The sequence below is a fragment of the Nocardiopsis sp. NPDC007018 genome (genome assembly GCF_040635075.1).
Lineage (GTDB): Bacteria > Actinomycetota > Actinomycetes > Streptosporangiales > Streptosporangiaceae > Nocardiopsis.
The window spans coordinates 51,330-66,887 of the sequence record NZ_JBEYHA010000023.1 but is presented as its reverse complement, the minus strand read 5'-3'; the positions used below and the strand labels follow the sequence as shown (position 1 = coordinate 66,887).

The following is a 15,558-nucleotide window of genomic DNA, read 5'->3' as shown; positions in this document are numbered from 1 at the left end:
CCGCTCGCTCGGCGGGACCGTGGTCAGATCGAACGCCAGGGCGTCCCCGTGTTGTCGTTGATGTCCTCGGCCGCTACCTGGCGCAGTTGACGTGAGAGGTCTGACAGTGCTCTGGAGACGGCCAGTTCCTCGCCGATCTCCGGTACGTCCAGGTCGGTCGGGTGTTTGCGGGCCATCCCGTGGCCGCGCAGGGCCGTGCCGTCGTCCGCGACCAGTCCGACCTCCGCCCAGGTACGGGCGGCGTCGCCCTCGCTCTCCTCGGCGACGAGCACGTCGACGTTCCACCGTTTCATCGTCTGCATGGCATCCGCTCCCTCTCCGCCCGGTCGCGGTCCGGGCTGCCGTTCGATGTGCGCGTCGGGTCCCGGGTGCACCAGAGCCTCGTGCCCCGGTTCGGTACCGTTCCAGTGCACCTGGTAGGGCGGCGACCCCTCCGCACCCCGGACCCGGGTGACCACCCCCGTGCGCCGGTGGGTGTCGGCCTTCGGGCTCTCGACGACCAGTCGGTCTCCTACCTCTGCTCGCATGGGTTCCCCCACAAACCTCGCTTGTCTCCATCTTCGGCGCTGAATCGGCTCCCGGAGGAGGGTTGGCCCATTCGTTCCCGGTGGTATGCGAGGTTTTTGCCGTCCCTTCACCGGTCCCGTGCCTGGTAGCGTCACGGCGTGGCCCAGCACTACTTCGACTCCGATCCGGGCGCCCCCAGTCGGCCCTCCTCCGCCGACCTGGTCCTGCCCGACCTCCACCTGCGCCTGCGCACCGACCGCGGGGTGTTCTCGCCCGACAGGGTGGACCTGGGTACCCGGGTCCTGCTGGAGACCGTTCCGCCCCCGCCCTCGGAGGGGCGCCTGCTCGACCTGGGCTGCGGGTACGGCCCCGTCTCCCTCACCCTTGCCTCGCGCGCCCCGGGGGCGCACGTGCTGGGGGTGGACGTCAACGCGCGGGCGGTGGGCCTGGCCCGGCGCAACGCCGACGACCACGGCCTGGGCAACGCCTGGTTCGGGGTGGTGGAGCCGGGGGGCGAGCTGGCCCCGGAGCAGGGTGAGGGCCGCTCCCCCTCGGCCGGGGACCTGCTCGGGCCCTTCGACGCGATCTGGTCCAACCCGCCGATCCGGGTGGGCAAGGACGTCCTGCACTCGATGCTGCGCACCTGGCTGGGCCGGCTCACCCCCGAGGGCGTGGCGCACCTGGTGGTCCAGCGCCACCTGGGTTCGGACTCCCTCCAGAAGTGGCTGGACGCCCAGGGGCTGCCGGCGGAGCGCGTGGCCTCCCGGGCCGGTTTCCGTGTCCTGGCCGTGCGCCGCGCCTCCTGACCCCCGTGACCCCGGTGTGCGTCGCGCCGTGCCCGGACCGCCCGGCGGCCGCGGGCCCCGGAGCCGTCCGAGGCGCGCCCCTTGTCCGAACTCGCCATCATGTGTCCCGGGTCACGCGTGCGCGCGCGACCCCCGACCGGTAATCTGTACCGACCACGCCGGACCGCCCGGCCCACACCTCGAGGAACACACCGCAGTTGAGCACGCAGTTGCGTCCCACGGACGTCAAACGCCTGAACCGCCAGTGGCGCAGGCGCACCGAGGGGCGTCTGGCCCTTCTCGTCGAGTCGGTCACCCAGCCGTACAACCTCGGCTCGATCCTGCGCACGTGCGCGACCTTCGGCGTGGACCAGCTCTGGCTCACCGGTAACAGCGCGGACCCCGACGACCCCAAGGTCGGCAAGACCGCCCTGGGCACCGGCGCGAAGGTCCCGCACACCCGCCTGTCGGGCACCGCCGAGGCCCTGGCGGCCGCGCGTGCGGACGGCTACCGGGTCGTGGCCGTGGAGCTGGCCAAGGGCGCCGTGCCCCTGCACGCCGCGCCGCTGGAGCCGGACGTGTGCCTGGCCGTGGGCGCCGAGGACCACGGTTGCTCCCCCGCCCTGTTGACCGGGGCCGACGCCGTCACCTACATTCCGCAGATCGGCCGGGTCGGATCGCTCAACGTGGCCGTGGCCACGTCGATCGCCCTCGCCGAGGCGCGCCGCCGCGAGTGGGCCGCCTTCGACGACGAGGCCAACGCGCCCGTCGGAGGCTGAGCCCCCCCGAGGGGAATCTTTTCCCCTCGCCGGACGTCCCTCCTGTGAACCACAGACCACTTCATTCACACCCGACGCGCACAGGCGCAGAGAGAGGAACAGTGGACCCGTCCCGAAGTACCAGCAGCATCCCTCAGGGATGCTGTGACCCAGACGCCGACGAGCCCCCTTCTGTGAAGGGCGCGCACCTTCGTAGGAACCCCGCCCACGGGCGGACCCAGGCGGTGTGTGCCCGATGATCAGCACCGTCCTCAGTATCGCCTTCGGTGCCCTGGTGGTCTTCCTGATCACCGTGGCGACGGGATACTTCGTCGCCCAGGAGTTCGGCTACATGGCCGTGGACCGTTCGCGGCTCAAGTCGCGGGCCGCGGCCGGTGACACCGGCGCCAAACGCGCCCTGGCCATCACGAACCGAACGTCCTTCATGCTCTCCGGTGCCCAGCTGGGCATCACCGTCACCACCCTGCTGGTCGGCTACGTCGCCGAACCGATGATCGGCCGCGGCGTCGGTGAGCTTCTCGGCGGCGCGGGTGTCCCGGTCGGCACCGGACTCGCGATCGGCCTCTTCCTGGCCCTGCTGTTCTCCACCGTCGTCCAGATGGTGTTCGGCGAGCTCTTCGCCAAGAACCTGGCCATCGCCCGCCCCGAACCGGTGGCCCGCTGGCTGGCCCTGTCCACGGGGATCTACCTGAAGGTCTTCGGACCGGTGATCTGGCTGTTCGACCAGGCCGCGATCTGGTTGCTCAAGCTGGTGAACATCACTCCGGTGGAGGACGTCCAGCACGCGGCGACCCCGCGCGACCTGGAGCGCATCATCGCCGAGTCGCGTGAGACCGGCGACCTGCCCGCCGAGGTGTCCACGCTGTTGGACCGCACCCTCGACTTCCACGACCGCACCGCCGGGCACGCGATGATCCCGCGTCCCGAGGTGACCACCGTGGAGGAGGGGGAGCCGGTCAGCCGCGTGGTGGAGCTGATGGCCTCCGACCACTCCCGATTCCCGGTCCTGGGCGAGGGCGTGGACGACATCGTGGGCGTGATCTGCCTGCGCGACGTGCTCGCGCTGGGCGACCGCGACCTGTCGGACGTGCGGGTCAGCGAGGTGGCGCGGCCGACCGTCATGGTCCCGGCCTCGCTTCCGCTGCCGGGCGTGCTCGACCAGCTGCGCGAGGCGGGCGAGGAGTTCGCCTGCGTGGTGGACGAGTACGGCGGTCTGGCCGGTGTGATCACCACCGAGGACCTCGCGGAGGAGCTGGTGGGCGAGATCGCCGACGAGCACACCCCGGAGGAGGAGGCACCCGCCCACCTGGACGGGGAGAACGGCTACATCGTGCCGGGCGCCCTGCACATCGACGAGGTGGAGCGGCTGATCGGCCACGACCTGCCCGAGGGCGACTACGAGACCATAGGCGGTCTGGTCATCCACGAGCTGCACCGGCTTCCGCAGGTCGGCGACCGGGTGGAGCTGTCGCTGCCCCGCCCCGCCAGTGCCCATGACGGTGACCCGGACATGGCGCTGACGCTGACCGTGAACGCGGTGCAGCGGCACGTTCCCAACACGGTGGAGCTGCGGTTGCGTGAGGTGGTCGAGGACGGCGCACGGGAGGTGCGGGCATGAGCGACATGAACGTGTGGTGGGCCATGGGTCTGACCGTGGTGTTCATCGCGCTGAGCGGTTTCTTCGTGGCGATCGAGTTCGCCCTGGTGGCGGCGCGCCGCTACCGGCTGGAGGAGGCCGCGCACACCAGCGCCTCGGCGCGCGCGGCGCTCAAGAGCGCCCGTGACCTGTCGTTGCTGCTGGCCGGTTCGCAGTTGGGGATCACCCTGGCCACGCTGGCCCTGGGCGCGATCTCCAAGCCGGCGTTCCACCACATGCTGGAGCCGCTGTTCAGCGGTCTTCCGGACTCGGTGGCGTACGTGCTCTCGTTCACGTTCTCGCTGATCATCGTGACGTTCCTGCACCTGGTGATCGGTGAGATGGCGCCGAAGTCGTGGGCGATCTCGCATCCGGAGAAGTCGGCGACGATGCTGGCGATCCCGATGCGGGCGTTCATGTGGCTGACCCGTCCGCTGATCGTGATGCTGAACGGCATGGCCAACTGGGTCCTGCACCGTTTCGGTGTGCAGGCGGTGGACGAGCTGGTGAGCGGGCACAACCCGGAGGACGTGCGCGAGCTGGTGGAGCACTCGGCGAAGGCCGGTGCCCTGGACTCCGAGCGCCGTGACCAGCTGGCCACGGCCCTCGAGGTCAACTCCCAGCCGCTGGACGAGCACTTCACGCCGCGCGAGGAGATCGCGTGGGTGGCGCCGGACGCGGGTGTGGAGGAGATCAAGCGGGTCTCGCGCGAGTCCACGCACCTGCGGCTGGTGGTGATGGAGTCGGACGAGCCGGTCGGTGTGCTGCACGTGCGTGAGGCGCTGACCAGGCCGGACGGGACCACCGCCGCCGACCTCATGCGCCCGGTGCTGACGCTGTCGGTGGGCACCCCGATGTACGCGGCGATGGGCATCATGCGTGACAGCCGTAGCCACCTGGCGCTCGTCGAGGACGAGGGCGCGGTGGTGGGGCTGGTGACGCTCCAGGACATCCTGGACCGCCTGCTGCTGCTAGACACGGCGGCCTGACCCGAGGGTCGGGAAGAACACGGCGGGGGCCGGTCACGGACGTGACCGGCCCCCGCTGCGTGTGTTCGAGGTTCTGCCGTGGGCCTCAGGCGGTCTTCGTGGTGAGGGTGACCTCGATGTTGCCGCGGGTGGCACGGGAGTAGGGGCACATCTGGTGGGCGGCCTCGACCAGCTTCTCGGCCTCGGCCCGCTCCAGGCCGGGGAGGGTGACGACGAGCTCGACGGCGATGTCCAGGCCCTCCTCGGACTTGCCGAGGCTCACCTGGGCGTCGATGCTGGAGCCGTCGACCGTGGTCTTGGCCTGGCGGGCGACGTTCTTGAGGGCGCCGTGGAAGCAGGCGGCGTAGCCGACGGCGAAGAGCTGCTCGGGGTTGGTGCCGGGGCCGTCGTCGCCGCCCACGCCCGCAGGCACGGAGAGGTCGACGCTCAGGCGGCCGTCGTCGGTCGCGCCCGAGCCCTTGCGGCCCTCGCCGGTGACGCTGGCGTTGGCGGTGTAGAGAACGTTGTAGGCCATGTCGGTCCCTCTCTGTGGCCCGGCGCGGCGCCGGGCCCGCGGTGTCATGGTGGGTGATGGGGGTGCGTCCGGCGTCCGGGTCAGGGGAGCCCTGCCGGGCGGCCCGTGGCCGCGGACACCGAGCGCGTGACGTGGTCGAGCAGCTCCCGGAGTTCCTCGACCCTGTCCGCCGGAAGGTCGGTGGCGCACAGGATCTGTTCGGGGACGCCTCCGGCCCGCTCTCGCAGGCGGCCGCCCTCGTCGGTGACGCTGACGCGCACGATGCGCTCGTCCTCGGGTCCGCGCCTGCGGGTGAGGAGTCCGGCGCCCTCCATCCTGCGCAGCAGGGGGGAGAGGGTGCCCGAGTCCAGGCTCAGCGCCAGACCGAGTTCCTTGACCGGAAGGGTGCCGCGTTCCCACAGCACGAGCATCACCAGGTACTGCGGGTAGGTGAGCCCCAGGTCGGCGAGCACCTCCCGGTAGAGGCCGGTCAGGGCCCGGGAGGCCGTGTACAGGGAGAAGCACAGCTGCCGGTCCAGGGCGAGGGGGTCTCCCCCGTCGTCGACGCTCATGGTGCTCCTCCCCTCGACGTCGCGACCACCGTAACAGAATTTGGTTGTGCACAACAGTGTTGTGCACAACCATTGAGGGCGGGATGGGCCGCTCCCGCGTAGGGCTCCCCCACGGGCGGGGCCCCGCCCGTGGGGGAGCCCCGCGTACGGTGCTCCTAGAGGAAGCGCACGCCCTGCGCCAGAGGCAGCTCGCCGCCGTAGTTCACGGTGTTGGTCGCGCGGCGCATGTACGCCTTCCAGGAGTCCGAGCCCGACTCGCGACCGCCGCCGGTGTCCTTCTCCCCGCCGAAGGCGCCGCCGATCTCGGCTCCCGACGTGCCGATGTTGACGTTGACGATGCCGCAGTCGGACCCGGCCGCCGAGAGGAAGCGCTCCGCCTCCGCCTGGTCCTGGGTGAAGATCGCCGAGGACAGCCCCTGCGGGACGCCGTTGTGCAGCTCCACCGCCTCCTCCAGGGTGCGGTAGGTGAGCACGTACAGGATCGGCGCGAAGGTCTCCGTGCGCACCACGTCGGTCTGCGCGGGCATCCGCACCACGGCGGGCTCCACGTAGTAGGCGTCCGGGGCGTCCTTGTCCAGCCTCCGCTCACCGCCCACCAGCACCTCGCCGCCGTCGGACCGCGCCCGCTCCAGGGCCTCGCGCATGGCCGCGTGCCCCCGCTCCCCCACCAGCGGGCCCACCAGGGTGTCCTCGGAGTAGGGGTCGCCGATCCGCTCACGCAGCTGCTGGTAGCCGTCCACGACGCGCTCGACCACCCCGTCGACCACGTCCTCGTGCACGATCAGGCGGCGCAGCGTGGTGCAGCGCTGCCCGGCCGTACCGGCCGCCGCGAACACGCTCCCCCGCACCACCAGGTCCAGGTCGGCGGAGGGCGTCACCACCGCCGCGTTGTTGCCGCCCAGTTCCAGCAGGTACCGACCCATCCGCGCCGCCACCTTCGGCGCCACGGTCCGGCCCATCGCGGTCGACCCCGTGGCCGACACCAGCGCCACCCGCGCGTCGTTCACCAGGACGTCGCCGACCTCGGCCCCGCCCAGGACCACCCGGTGCACGTCGGAGGGCGCGCCGACGTCGGCCGCCGCCCGCATGAGGAGGCCGTGGCAGCCCAGAGCGGTCAGCGGGGTGAGCTCGGACGGCTTCCACACCACCGTGTCACCGCACACCAGGGCCACGCAGGTGTTCCAGGACCACACCGCGACGGGGAAGTTGAAGGCGGTGATGACACCGACCACGCCCAACGGGTGCCAGGTCTCCATCAGGCGGTGGCCCGGGCGCTCCGAGGGCATGGTGCGCCCGTACAGCTGCCGTGACAGGCCCACGGCGAAGTCGCAGACGTCGATCATCTCCTGGACCTCGCCCAGGGCCTCGGAGCGGATCTTGCCCGCCTCCAGGGTGACCAGCTCGGCCAGGTCGGCCTTGTGCTCGCGCAGGAGCTCGCCGAGGCGGTGGACGAGCCGCCCGCGTACCGGGGCGGGGGTGTCGCGCCAGGCGCGGGTGAAGGAACCGTGCACCTCGGCCACCGCGCTCTCGGCGGAGGCGGGGGTGTCGAACTCGACCGGGAAGAGGGTCCCGCCGGTGATCGGCGTACGGGCCCGACCGGGCGCCCCGAGGGGTTCGGGCAGGCGGGTCACGCCGCACCGTTCCAGCGCGGTCCGGGCGCGTTCGGCGAGGACCTCGGTGTCGGGGAGGGCACCAGTGTGCATGTGTGTTCTCTCTCCGTTGAGAGGGGAGGCGGTCATCACACACCTTGCCAACTCCGGGCCCGGCGGTCCACCCCCGGGTGCCCCGCACGGGGGCGTGGCGTACGGCCCGAACACCCGCCCGACCGGGAGAGCGACCCCTTCCGGCCCGGCCCCTCGAGCCCGTACGGATCGTCGTGGGAGACCGTTAGACTCGCGGGGCCCGTTCTCCCCGCCCCCGACCCAGACGGCTGGCCCGTGCACCACGACACCACCCACGAAGAGGCCCGCGCCGACCTTCCCGAGCCCCGCCAGATCCTGGCCCGCTCGGGTTTCGGCGCCGCCGACCCCCTGTTCGCCGCCGACCTGCGCGCGAGCACCGACCTCACCCAGGCCCGGGAGGTGGTCGCCTCCCACGCCTCACGGCTGTGGACCGAGTCCGCGCGCACCGGCCCCGACCCCGTCGACGACCGCCCCCTGTACTGGGCGCGTCTGGTCCTGCGTTCCCGGCTGCGGGCGTGGGAGCCCTCCTTCCCGCTGGGCGCGGACGACCGAGCCGGGTTGCTGCACCTGTTCGAGACCGCCTCCCGGGGCATCACCGACCTCGACTTCCCCCCGGGGGACCGCTGGGTCCGCGTGGTGGTCACCGGCTTCGACCCCTTCCACCTGGACACCGACCCGGAGTGCTCCAACCCCTCGGGAGCGGCAGCCCTGGACCTACACGGGTGGACCTTCCCGGTGGGTGACCGCACGGCCGTCGTGCGCTGCGCGGTCTTCCCGGTCCGCTGGGCGGACTTCGACGCCGGGATCGTGGAGGAGGCGCTGGCCGACCAGTACGGCACCGCCGACGCCGTGATCACGCTGAGCCGGGGCCGCGACCGGTTCGACCTGGAGGTCTGGAACGGCGTGTGGCGCGGAGGCGGTGTGGACAACCTCGGGGTGTCGCGTACCGGTCGCGCGCCGGTGGCCGGGTCCGACGTGCCGGAGTGGACCCGCACCTCCCTGCCCCTGGAGCGGATCGTCGCCGACACGGACGGGCCGCACGCGATGGTGGCCAACACCGAGGTCACCGAGGTTCCCGAGGGCGGCGCCGCGCCGGTGACACGCCCGGACGGTCCCAGCCCGGGTTCGGCGTCGCGTCAGGGCGGCGGTGGCGACTACCTGTCCAACGAGATCGCCTACCGCAACACGCTGCTGCGGGACCGGGCGGGCTCGCGTGTGGCGGCCGGACACGTCCACCTGCCGCGCACCCGACGGCCGGACGAGCACGCCGACACGCTGGCCCGTACACGCGCTCTGGTGGCCGTGGTGGCCTCCGAGGCGTTGTCGGCACCGCCTCCCGAAGACGACCCGGGAGACCCCGGGGGGCTGTGAGGTACGGCGGGAGCGGGGGGTCGGAGTGGCCCGAAGGGCCGTGGTGACACGCCCGGACGAGGGGCGACTTCGTAAAACTCACCTTCCGTCCACAGTCGGGCATTTCATCGCTCTGAGAGCACGCGCCATTACTCTGTGTCCGCCTGTCGGATGTGTGGCTCCGATAAGGTCCCCCACGTGGCTGACACCTCTCTGCGACGAAAACTCACTGTCAGTGCGGCTCTGGGCCTGCTACTCGTCCCGGGCTGCTCCGCGGAACAGGACCTGCCCTACGCTGAGGCGATCCAGCTCTCTCCGGACACCCTGGAGGGACTGGCCACGCGCACGGTGGCGGTTCAGGTCGACCACAGCGCGGTGAGCTACCGCTATCCGATCCTGGGCGAGTCCCACCCGCTGACCACGGAGGTCCGCACCAGGATGGCCGAGCGGCAGACCGCGTTCCTTGAGGAGCTGCCGGACCACGGCAGACCAGAACTGGTTCAGGACGTCGAACTCCTGGCCGCCTCCGAGGACGTGATCGGCGTCCGCACGTCCGCCGTCACGTCGGGCGTGCGCGAAGGCGGCACCGAGACCTCGACGCTCTGGTACGACTCCGCCTCCGGAGAGGTCCTGCCCTGGACCTCCCTGTTCAGGGACGAGAGTGCCCTGGAGGCGGCGCACCTGGCTGTGGCACGGGTGCTGCGCGACGGGTACCAGCTCTCCGCCGAACAGCTGCCTGGACTCCTGGGGAAGATCGCCCAGCGCGCCGAGGCCGACCCGGACTCGGTGTCGGCGGGGGCCTCCGGGCCGGAGCGGGAGCCCGACCAGGACACCGGGGCCGAGGCGGACGGTACCGGTGCTCGGGACGCCGAGGCGCGGGAGGATGCCGACGCGGAGGCGCCCACTCCCGGCGACGCCGACCTGGCCGACCCCGAACAGGCCTGGGAGGCGGCCGAACGCTGGGCCGAGTCCCCGCTGGCCGACCTGGCCTTCAGTACGGCGGGGGGCTTGGCCGTACGGATGGACCCGGCCGATGTCCCGAACGCGGGACGGAGCGGCGAGGTCCTGTTGCCCGTGGAACCGGAGGAGGCCGAGGAGGTCCTCTCCGAACTGGGCTACCACGCGCGCGGCGCGGCCGTGGGGTCCAACGCGGACCCCGGGGACTTCCCGTTCGACGGCACCCTGACGGCCGAGGGCAACACCCTGGACTGCGAGCGCCTCAAATGTGTGGCGCTGACCTTCGACGACGGGCCGGGAGAGTACACCGAGGAACTCCTGGACCACCTGGGCGAGTACGACGCCCGGGCCACGTTCTACGTGCTGGGCTCGCTCGTGGGCGAGTTCCCCGAGGTGGTGGAGCGCACGCACGCCGAGGGACACGAGATGGGCAACCACACCTGGAAGCACGACGACCTCACCACGCTGTCGGCCGACGGGGTGGCCAAGGACCTGGAGCGCACCGACCAGGCGGTCCAGGAGGTGACCGGGGAGGCCCCGCCCACCCTGCGTCCGCCCTACGGCGCGATGAACGGAACCGTCAGCGACGCGACGGAGCATCCCATCATCCTGTGGGACGTGGACACCATGGACTGGCAGAGCCGGGACACCTCGGCGGTGGCCGAGCACGCGCTGAGCGAGACCAAGCAGGGCAGCGTGGTCCTGTTCCATGACATCCACCAGTCGAGCGTGGACGCCATCCCGGACGTGCTGGAGGGGCTGCACGACCAGGGGTTCCACTTCGTGACGGTCAGCGAGATCTTCGGTGACGGGCTCAGGCCCGGCGAGACGCACACCGACGCGCGGGTGGAGTGACCCGCCAACGCCTCACGGGCCCCGGTCGCCGCGGCGGCCGGGGCCCGTCCGGGTCCCGCTCAGAGCAGCCGGCGCAGGATGCGCTCCTTCACCTGGCTGACCGGCGCGTAGGCCACCCGCATCGTGTCCATGAGCAGCGACTTGTCCAGCACCGACTTGGTGTGCGAGAAGGTGTCGATGGAGGCCGCCGAATGGTAGGCGCCCATCCCGCTCTCCCCCACCCCGCCGAAGGGAAGGTCCGGCACGGCCAGGTGCGCGATCGGCAGACCGAACCCCAGCGCTCCCGAAGAGGTCTCGGTGGTCAGGCGGCGCTTGGTGGTGTCGGAGTCGGTGAACGCGTACAGGGCCAGCGGCTTGTCCCGTTCGTTGACGAACCGGATCGCGGCGTCGAGGTCGGGGACCCGCACGACCGGCAGGATCGGGCCGAAGATCTCCTCCGCCATCACCGGCGTGTCCGGTTCCACGTCGCCGAGCACCGTCGGGGCGATGTAGAGCTCCTCGCGGTCGGTCCGCCCGCCCGCGACCACCTTGCCGCTGTCCAGCAGCGCGCTGAGCCGGTCGAAGTGGCGCTCGTTGACGATGCGTCCGTAGTCGGCGCTCGTCGCCGGATCGGTGCCGAACATCTCGGTGACGGCGGCGGCAAGTTCGCGCTGGAGCGGCTCGGCGGTGTCCCCGACGGCCAGCACGTAGTCGGGGGCCACGCAGGTCTGCCCCGCGTTGGTGAACTTGCCCCAGGCCAGCCGTCGGGCCGTGGTGGCCAGGTCCACTCCGGGGTCGACGATCGCCGGGCTCTTGCCGCCCAGCTCCAGGGTGACGGGGGTCAGGTGCCGCACCGCGGCCGCCATGACGATCCGGGCCACGGCCGCGTTGCCGGTGTAGAAGATGTGGTCGAAGCGTTCCGCCAGGAGCGCGGTGCTCTCGGGCACGCCCCCCTCGACCACCGCGACCGCCGAGGTGTCGAGGTAGCGCGGGAGGAGGTCGGCCAGCGCGGCCGACGTCGCGGGGGCGAGTTCGGACGGCTTGAGCACCGCGGCGTTACCCGCCGCGATCGCGCCGACCAGCGGGGCCAGGGAGAGGTTGACGGGGTAGTTCCACGGGCTGACGACCAGGACCACGCCCAGGGGTTCACGGACGCGCCGGGCCCGGGCCGGGGCCAGCGCCACCGGCACGGACACCCGCTGGGGGCGCAGCCACGAGGCCAGGTGTCTGAGGGTGTGGTCGATCTCGTTGACCACGAACCCGATCTCGGTGGTGTGCGCCTCGACCGGGGGCTTTCCCAGGTCGGAGCGGAGCGCCTTCTCCAGGGTGGGGCGCTCCTCCGTGAGCATGCGCCGCAGCGCGCGCAGCTGCGCGCGGCGCCAGGAGAGCGGCTTGGTGCGGCCGCTGTCGAAGGTGGCACGCAGCCCGGCCACGATCTGGGGGATCTCGGAGGTGAGCGTGAGCGATTCGGAGGCGTTGGTGTGAGCCATGGCCCCAGAGTAAACGAAAACGTTTCGTTTCCAAGTGTCCGATCACCTACGATTTGAGCCATGACGACGGACCATCTGCCGGAGACGTCCGCCGGGGGCGCCCCACGGGGCCGCCCCCGCGACGCGAGCCGGGACCGCGCGCTGATGGACGCCACCCTCGCCGAGCTACAGCTACACGGTTACAGCGGCCTGACCACCGCTGCCGTCGCACGCCGCGCGGGGGTCTCCACCGCCACCCTGTACCGACGCTGGCGCTCCAAGGAGGACCTGGTGGTCGGTGCCGCCAGGGCCTGGGCGGAGAACCTCGGCCCCGACCACGACCACGGCGACCTCACCGCCGACCTCGGGGCCCTGCTCCGGGACAAGGCCTCCGCCCTGGAGGGCCCCTCCGGGCGGCTGCTCCGCGCGGTCCTCGGCGAGGCCGCCCACAACCAGGCACTGGCCGACGTGCTCTTCGATGCCTTCGTGGTCCCTCTCCAGGAACGCGTACTGGCCGTCCTCGACCGGGCGGTGGAGCGCGGGGAGATTCCCCTGGTGGAGGACCCGCTGGTGGTCGCGGAACTGGTCATCGGCCCGATGGTCAGCCACACCTTCCTGGTCCCACCCGGGAGCGGCGGCGGGGCCGCCGCCACCCCCGGAGCCGACATCGCCGAACGCCTGCTCCCCTACCTACTCCGGGCCCTGGGCCTCCGCGCCGCCTGAGCGCCGTGGGTCGGGGAGGCGGTCAGCCCACGGCCCCGCGCACCGGGTCGGCCAGAGGATCACCGCACCCGCGTGGGACACGGACGTGCTGGCCCGCTTAACGGCGCATGACCCGGCGTGCCAGCGCGTTCCCCACCACCTGCAACGACTGAACGAAGACGACGACCACGACCACCGCCAGCCAGGTCACCTCGGGCCGGAACCGGTTGTAGCCCTCCACGATGGCGAAGTTGCCGATCCCACCGCCCCCGATGATGCCCGCCAGCGCGGACATGTCGGTGATCGCGATGACCACGAACGTGTAGCCGAGCACGAGCGGCCCCAGCGCCTCGGGCAGCAGTACCGTGAGGACCACGCGTATCCGCGAGGCGCCCATGGACCGGGCCGCCTCGATCACGCCCGGGTCGACCGACACCAGGTTCTGCTCGACGATCCTCGCGATCGCGAAGCTGGAGGCGCAGACCATCACGAAGACGACCGCGTCGTTGCCGATGCCGCTGCCCACCACCTGGATGGTGACCGGTTGCAGGGCGGCGATGAGGATGACGAACGGGACGGGACGGACCAGGTTCACCAGGACGTTGGTCAGGTGCCACACCGGCCGGTTGGCGTACAGCCCGCCCTCGCGCGTGGTGTAGAGCGCCAGACCGATCACCAGGCCGAGCAGGCCGCCGATCAGGAACGCCCAGCCGACCATGTACAGCGTGTCGAGCATCGCCCGGACCAGCGCGGGACCGTAGTACTCCCAGTCCAGACCACGGTAGGCCTCGACCATCAGTCCACCTCCTGGACGGGACCGGCCGCGGCCAGCGCCTCGATGAACCGCCGGGCCGCGGCGTCGGGCCCGCCGACCGCCAGGGTGACCAGGCCGTAGGACGCGTCCTTCGTGGTGCTCATCCCGCCGTGCACGATCTCGAAACTCGCCCCCAGACCTTCGGCGCGCCCGAGCACGGACCCGACCGCGCCCGGGTCGCCCAACGACACCGTGACCAGCCTCCCCGAGGTCGTCCTCCTGATCCGCGCCACGTCCTCGGGCGTGGGCCGCCCCTTCAGCGCGCGGGACACGAAGCCGGTCGCCTCACCGGCGCGCGGGTCCGAGAAGAGCGCGTGGACCGTTCCGGTCTCGACGACGCGGCCCCGGTCCATCACGGCCACCCGGTCGGCGATGGCGCGGATGACCTCCATCTCGTGGGTGATGGCCACGATGGTCACGCCCAGTTCCTCGTTGGCGCGCCGCAGCAGGGCCAGGACCTCCCCGGTGGTGGAGGGGTCCAGGGCCGAGGTGGACTCGTCGGCGAGCAGGATGTCCGGCTCCGCGGCCAGGGCGCGGGCGATGCCGACCCGCTGTTTCTGCCCTCCGGAGAGCTGCTCGGGGTACTGGTCGGCCTTGTCCGTGAGGCCGACGAACTCCAGGAGTTCGGCGACCCTGCCCCCGCGCCGCCGCCGGTCCCATCCCGCGACGCGCAGGGGGTAGGCGACGTTTCCGGCGACCGTGCGGGACGTGAACAGGTGGAACTGCTGGAAGACCATCCCGATGCGGGAGCGGACCCTGTTCAGGCTCCGCTCCGGAAGGGCGGAGATCTCCTGGCCGAGCACGTGGACCGACCCGGACGTGGGCTTCTCCAGACCGTTGACGAGCCGGATGAGGGTGGACTTGCCCGCACCGGAGAAACCGATGACCCCCAGGACCTCGCCCCGGTGAACGCTCAGCGACACGTCGTCGACGGCCGTGACGGCCCGCTCCCCCTGGCCAAAGGTCCGGGTGACGCCCCGCAGCTCGATCAGGGCCGTGCCCGGCGGCGGACCGCCGCCGGGGTGCGCCGTGCTCATCTATTCACCGTCTCCGATGGCGGCCTGGTAGTCGGACAGGGCCGTGCGCAGCTCGTCGACGTCGACATCGGCCGGTACGGAGGTGCCCTCCGACAGTTCCGAGGCGATCTCCAGGACGCGGTCGTCGTGGTAGAGCGCGGCGATCGCCGCCAGGGCCTCGTTGTCGCCGTCCTCGGCGCGCACCACGAAGGCGTTGACGAAGGGGAACGCGGCGGGGTCGCCGGGGTCGTCGCCGAACAGGGCCGACTTCGGGTCGATTCCGGCGTCGTTGAGGAAGCTGTTGTTAATGACCGCGCCCTGGACCGACTGGAGGGCGTTGACGGTCTGTTCGGCCGAGAGCGGGGTGACGGTGACCGTGGAGGCGTCCTCGTCCACGTCCCGCGGCTGGGGCTGCGGGGTGTCCTCCCTGAGCTCGACCAGCCCGGCCTGGGCCAGCACGTTGATGGCGCGCCCCTGGTTGACGGCGTCGTTGGGGACGGCGATCTCGTCGCCCTCGCGGAAGTCGTCGACCGCTTCGTAGTCGGCCGAGTACAGGGAGAGCGGGACGATCTCGGTGGGCCCGATCGGGGTCAGGTCGTCGCCGGAGGCGGCGTTGTAGTCGGCCAGGTAGGCGATGTGCTGGAACCAGTTGGCGTCGAGGTCGCCGTTGGCCAGCGCGGGGTTGGGCTGGTTGTAGTCGGTGAAGTTGACCAGCTCGACCTCGTGGCCGAGCTCCTCCTCCGCGAGCTGGGCCAGGAGCCGGTGGGTCTCGTTGACTCCCACGACCCCGATCCGGAAGGGCTCCCCCTCGGCTCCGGACGAACCGCCGTCTCCCCTGTCGGGTCCGCAGCCGGTCAGGGCCAGGGCGAGGGCCGAGGCGGCGGCGAGCGCCGAGGCGCCGTGCGGGTACAGGGAGGAGCGTTCGGTGGTGGACATGGGTGTTCTCTTTCGCATGGGTACGGGCACGCCGCGC

At 71.7% G+C, this 15,558-nt stretch carries 15 protein-coding genes; 7 read left to right on the top strand and 8 right to left on the bottom strand.

The features are described 5' to 3' along the window. Window positions 1-23: 23 nt before the first annotated feature. On the bottom strand, window positions 24-527 hold the full coding sequence (locus tag ABZ635_RS15230; RefSeq protein ID WP_357764650.1) for a dsRBD fold-containing protein: 504 nt from the start codon (window positions 525-527) through the stop codon (window positions 24-26). 138 nt (window positions 528-665) lie between these two features. Between ABZ635_RS15230 and ABZ635_RS15225 the strand changes: the two genes are divergently transcribed. The 4 genes from ABZ635_RS15225 (at window position 666) to ABZ635_RS15210 (ending at window position 4,696) form a co-directional block, all read left to right on the top strand. Further along, window positions 666-1,313, top strand: coding sequence for a methyltransferase (locus ABZ635_RS15225; protein WP_357764648.1), 648 nt, complete (start codon window positions 666-668; stop codon window positions 1,311-1,313). A 197-nt stretch (window positions 1,314-1,510) separates the two neighbouring features. Continuing rightward, complete coding sequence (locus ABZ635_RS15220; RefSeq protein ID WP_357764645.1) at window positions 1,511-2,071, top strand: TrmH family RNA methyltransferase; 561 nt, start codon at window positions 1,511-1,513, stop codon at window positions 2,069-2,071. A 235-nt stretch (window positions 2,072-2,306) separates the two neighbouring features. Beyond that, a complete protein-coding gene (locus ABZ635_RS15215; RefSeq protein WP_357764643.1) occupies window positions 2,307-3,689 on the top strand; it encodes a hemolysin family protein in 1,383 nt (460 codons plus the stop codon). After that, window positions 3,686-4,696: a hemolysin family protein gene (locus tag ABZ635_RS15210; RefSeq protein WP_357764640.1), complete on the top strand. Its 1,011-nt coding sequence runs from the start codon at window positions 3,686-3,688 to the stop codon at window positions 4,694-4,696. Before ABZ635_RS15215 ends, ABZ635_RS15210 begins: the two co-directional genes overlap by 4 nt. A gap of 85 nt (window positions 4,697-4,781) precedes the next feature. Here ABZ635_RS15210 and ABZ635_RS15205 read toward each other — a convergent pair whose 3' ends face one another. The 3 genes from ABZ635_RS15205 to ABZ635_RS15195 form a co-directional block, all read right to left on the bottom strand. Continuing rightward, entirely contained in the window at window positions 4,782-5,210 is a 429-nt protein-coding gene (locus tag ABZ635_RS15205) for an organic hydroperoxide resistance protein (protein WP_357764637.1), read from the bottom strand. An 80-nt stretch (window positions 5,211-5,290) separates the two neighbouring features. Beyond that, window positions 5,291-5,761 carry a MarR family transcriptional regulator gene (locus ABZ635_RS15200; RefSeq protein WP_357764634.1) on the bottom strand — a complete coding sequence of 157 codons (471 nt, stop codon included), beginning with the start codon at window positions 5,759-5,761 and terminating at the stop codon, window positions 5,291-5,293. Window positions 5,762-5,916: 155 nt separating this feature from the next. Continuing rightward, a complete protein-coding gene (locus ABZ635_RS15195) occupies window positions 5,917-7,464 on the bottom strand; it encodes an aldehyde dehydrogenase family protein (protein WP_357764631.1) in 1,548 nt (515 codons plus the stop codon). A 234-nt stretch (window positions 7,465-7,698) separates the two neighbouring features. On the opposite strand from ABZ635_RS15195, the gene ABZ635_RS15190 reads away from it, so the two are divergent. Beyond that, on the top strand, window positions 7,699-8,814 hold the full coding sequence (locus ABZ635_RS15190) for a pyroglutamyl peptidase (protein ID WP_357764629.1): 1,116 nt from the start codon (window positions 7,699-7,701) through the stop codon (window positions 8,812-8,814). Window positions 8,815-8,991: 177 nt separating this feature from the next. Next, on the top strand, window positions 8,992-10,605 hold the full coding sequence (locus ABZ635_RS15185) for a polysaccharide deacetylase family protein (protein ID WP_357764626.1): 1,614 nt from the start codon (window positions 8,992-8,994) through the stop codon (window positions 10,603-10,605). 59 nt (window positions 10,606-10,664) lie between these two features. Here the strand turns inward: ABZ635_RS15185 and ABZ635_RS15180 are convergent, their stop codons facing one another. Continuing rightward, the gene (locus ABZ635_RS15180; protein ID WP_357764623.1) at window positions 10,665-12,074 is read right to left on the bottom strand and encodes an aldehyde dehydrogenase family protein; all 1,410 of its coding nucleotides are present in this window, start codon (window positions 12,072-12,074) and stop codon (window positions 10,665-10,667) included. Window positions 12,075-12,134: 60 nt separating this feature from the next. Between ABZ635_RS15180 and ABZ635_RS15175 the strand changes: the two genes are divergently transcribed. Then, window positions 12,135-12,776 carry a TetR/AcrR family transcriptional regulator gene (locus ABZ635_RS15175; protein WP_357764620.1) on the top strand — a complete coding sequence of 214 codons (642 nt, stop codon included), beginning with the start codon at window positions 12,135-12,137 and terminating at the stop codon, window positions 12,774-12,776. A gap of 97 nt (window positions 12,777-12,873) precedes the next feature. On the opposite strand, the gene ABZ635_RS15170 is transcribed toward ABZ635_RS15175, so the two are convergent. From ABZ635_RS15170 to ABZ635_RS15160, 3 genes are read right to left on the bottom strand one after another with little or no spacing between them, the layout of a single operon-like run. After that, the gene (locus ABZ635_RS15170; protein WP_357764619.1) at window positions 12,874-13,551 is read right to left on the bottom strand and encodes an ABC transporter permease subunit; all 678 of its coding nucleotides are present in this window, start codon (window positions 13,549-13,551) and stop codon (window positions 12,874-12,876) included. Then, window positions 13,551-14,606: a methionine ABC transporter ATP-binding protein gene (locus ABZ635_RS15165; protein ID WP_357764616.1), complete on the bottom strand. Its 1,056-nt coding sequence runs from the start codon at window positions 14,604-14,606 to the stop codon at window positions 13,551-13,553. Before ABZ635_RS15165 ends, ABZ635_RS15170 begins: the two co-directional genes overlap by 1 nt. Beyond that, the gene (locus tag ABZ635_RS15160; protein ID WP_357764613.1) at window positions 14,607-15,521 is read right to left on the bottom strand and encodes a MetQ/NlpA family ABC transporter substrate-binding protein; all 915 of its coding nucleotides are present in this window, start codon (window positions 15,519-15,521) and stop codon (window positions 14,607-14,609) included. Window positions 15,522-15,558 lie beyond the last annotated feature (37 nt).

What these genes read in the sequence shown, in the direction of transcription:
- ABZ635_RS15170 (WP_357764619.1), bottom strand. Translation starts at nt 13,551, where the DNA reads ATGGTCGAGGCCTACCGTGGTCTGGACTGGGAGTACTACGGTCCCGCG.
- ABZ635_RS15210 (WP_357764640.1), top strand. Translation starts at nt 3,686, where the DNA reads ATGAGCGACATGAACGTGTGGTGGGCCATGGGTCTGACCGTGGTGTTC.
- ABZ635_RS15195 (WP_357764631.1), bottom strand. Translation starts at nt 7,464, where the DNA reads ATGCACACTGGTGCCCTCCCCGACACCGAGGTCCTCGCCGAACGCGCC.
- ABZ635_RS15175 (WP_357764620.1), top strand. Translation starts at nt 12,135, where the DNA reads ATGACGACGGACCATCTGCCGGAGACGTCCGCCGGGGGCGCCCCACGG.
- ABZ635_RS15160 (WP_357764613.1), bottom strand. Translation starts at nt 15,521, where the DNA reads ATGTCCACCACCGAACGCTCCTCCCTGTACCCGCACGGCGCCTCGGCG.
- ABZ635_RS15200 (WP_357764634.1), bottom strand. Translation starts at nt 5,761, where the DNA reads ATGAGCGTCGACGACGGGGGAGACCCCCTCGCCCTGGACCGGCAGCTG.
- ABZ635_RS15230 (WP_357764650.1), bottom strand. Translation starts at nt 527, where the DNA reads ATGCGAGCAGAGGTAGGAGACCGACTGGTCGTCGAGAGCCCGAAGGCC.
- ABZ635_RS15205 (WP_357764637.1), bottom strand. Translation starts at nt 5,210, where the DNA reads ATGGCCTACAACGTTCTCTACACCGCCAACGCCAGCGTCACCGGCGAG.
- ABZ635_RS15215 (WP_357764643.1), top strand. Translation starts at nt 2,307, where the DNA reads ATGATCAGCACCGTCCTCAGTATCGCCTTCGGTGCCCTGGTGGTCTTC.
- ABZ635_RS15180 (WP_357764623.1), bottom strand. Translation starts at nt 12,074, where the DNA reads ATGGCTCACACCAACGCCTCCGAATCGCTCACGCTCACCTCCGAGATC.
- ABZ635_RS15165 (WP_357764616.1), bottom strand. Translation starts at nt 14,606, where the DNA reads ATGAGCACGGCGCACCCCGGCGGCGGTCCGCCGCCGGGCACGGCCCTG.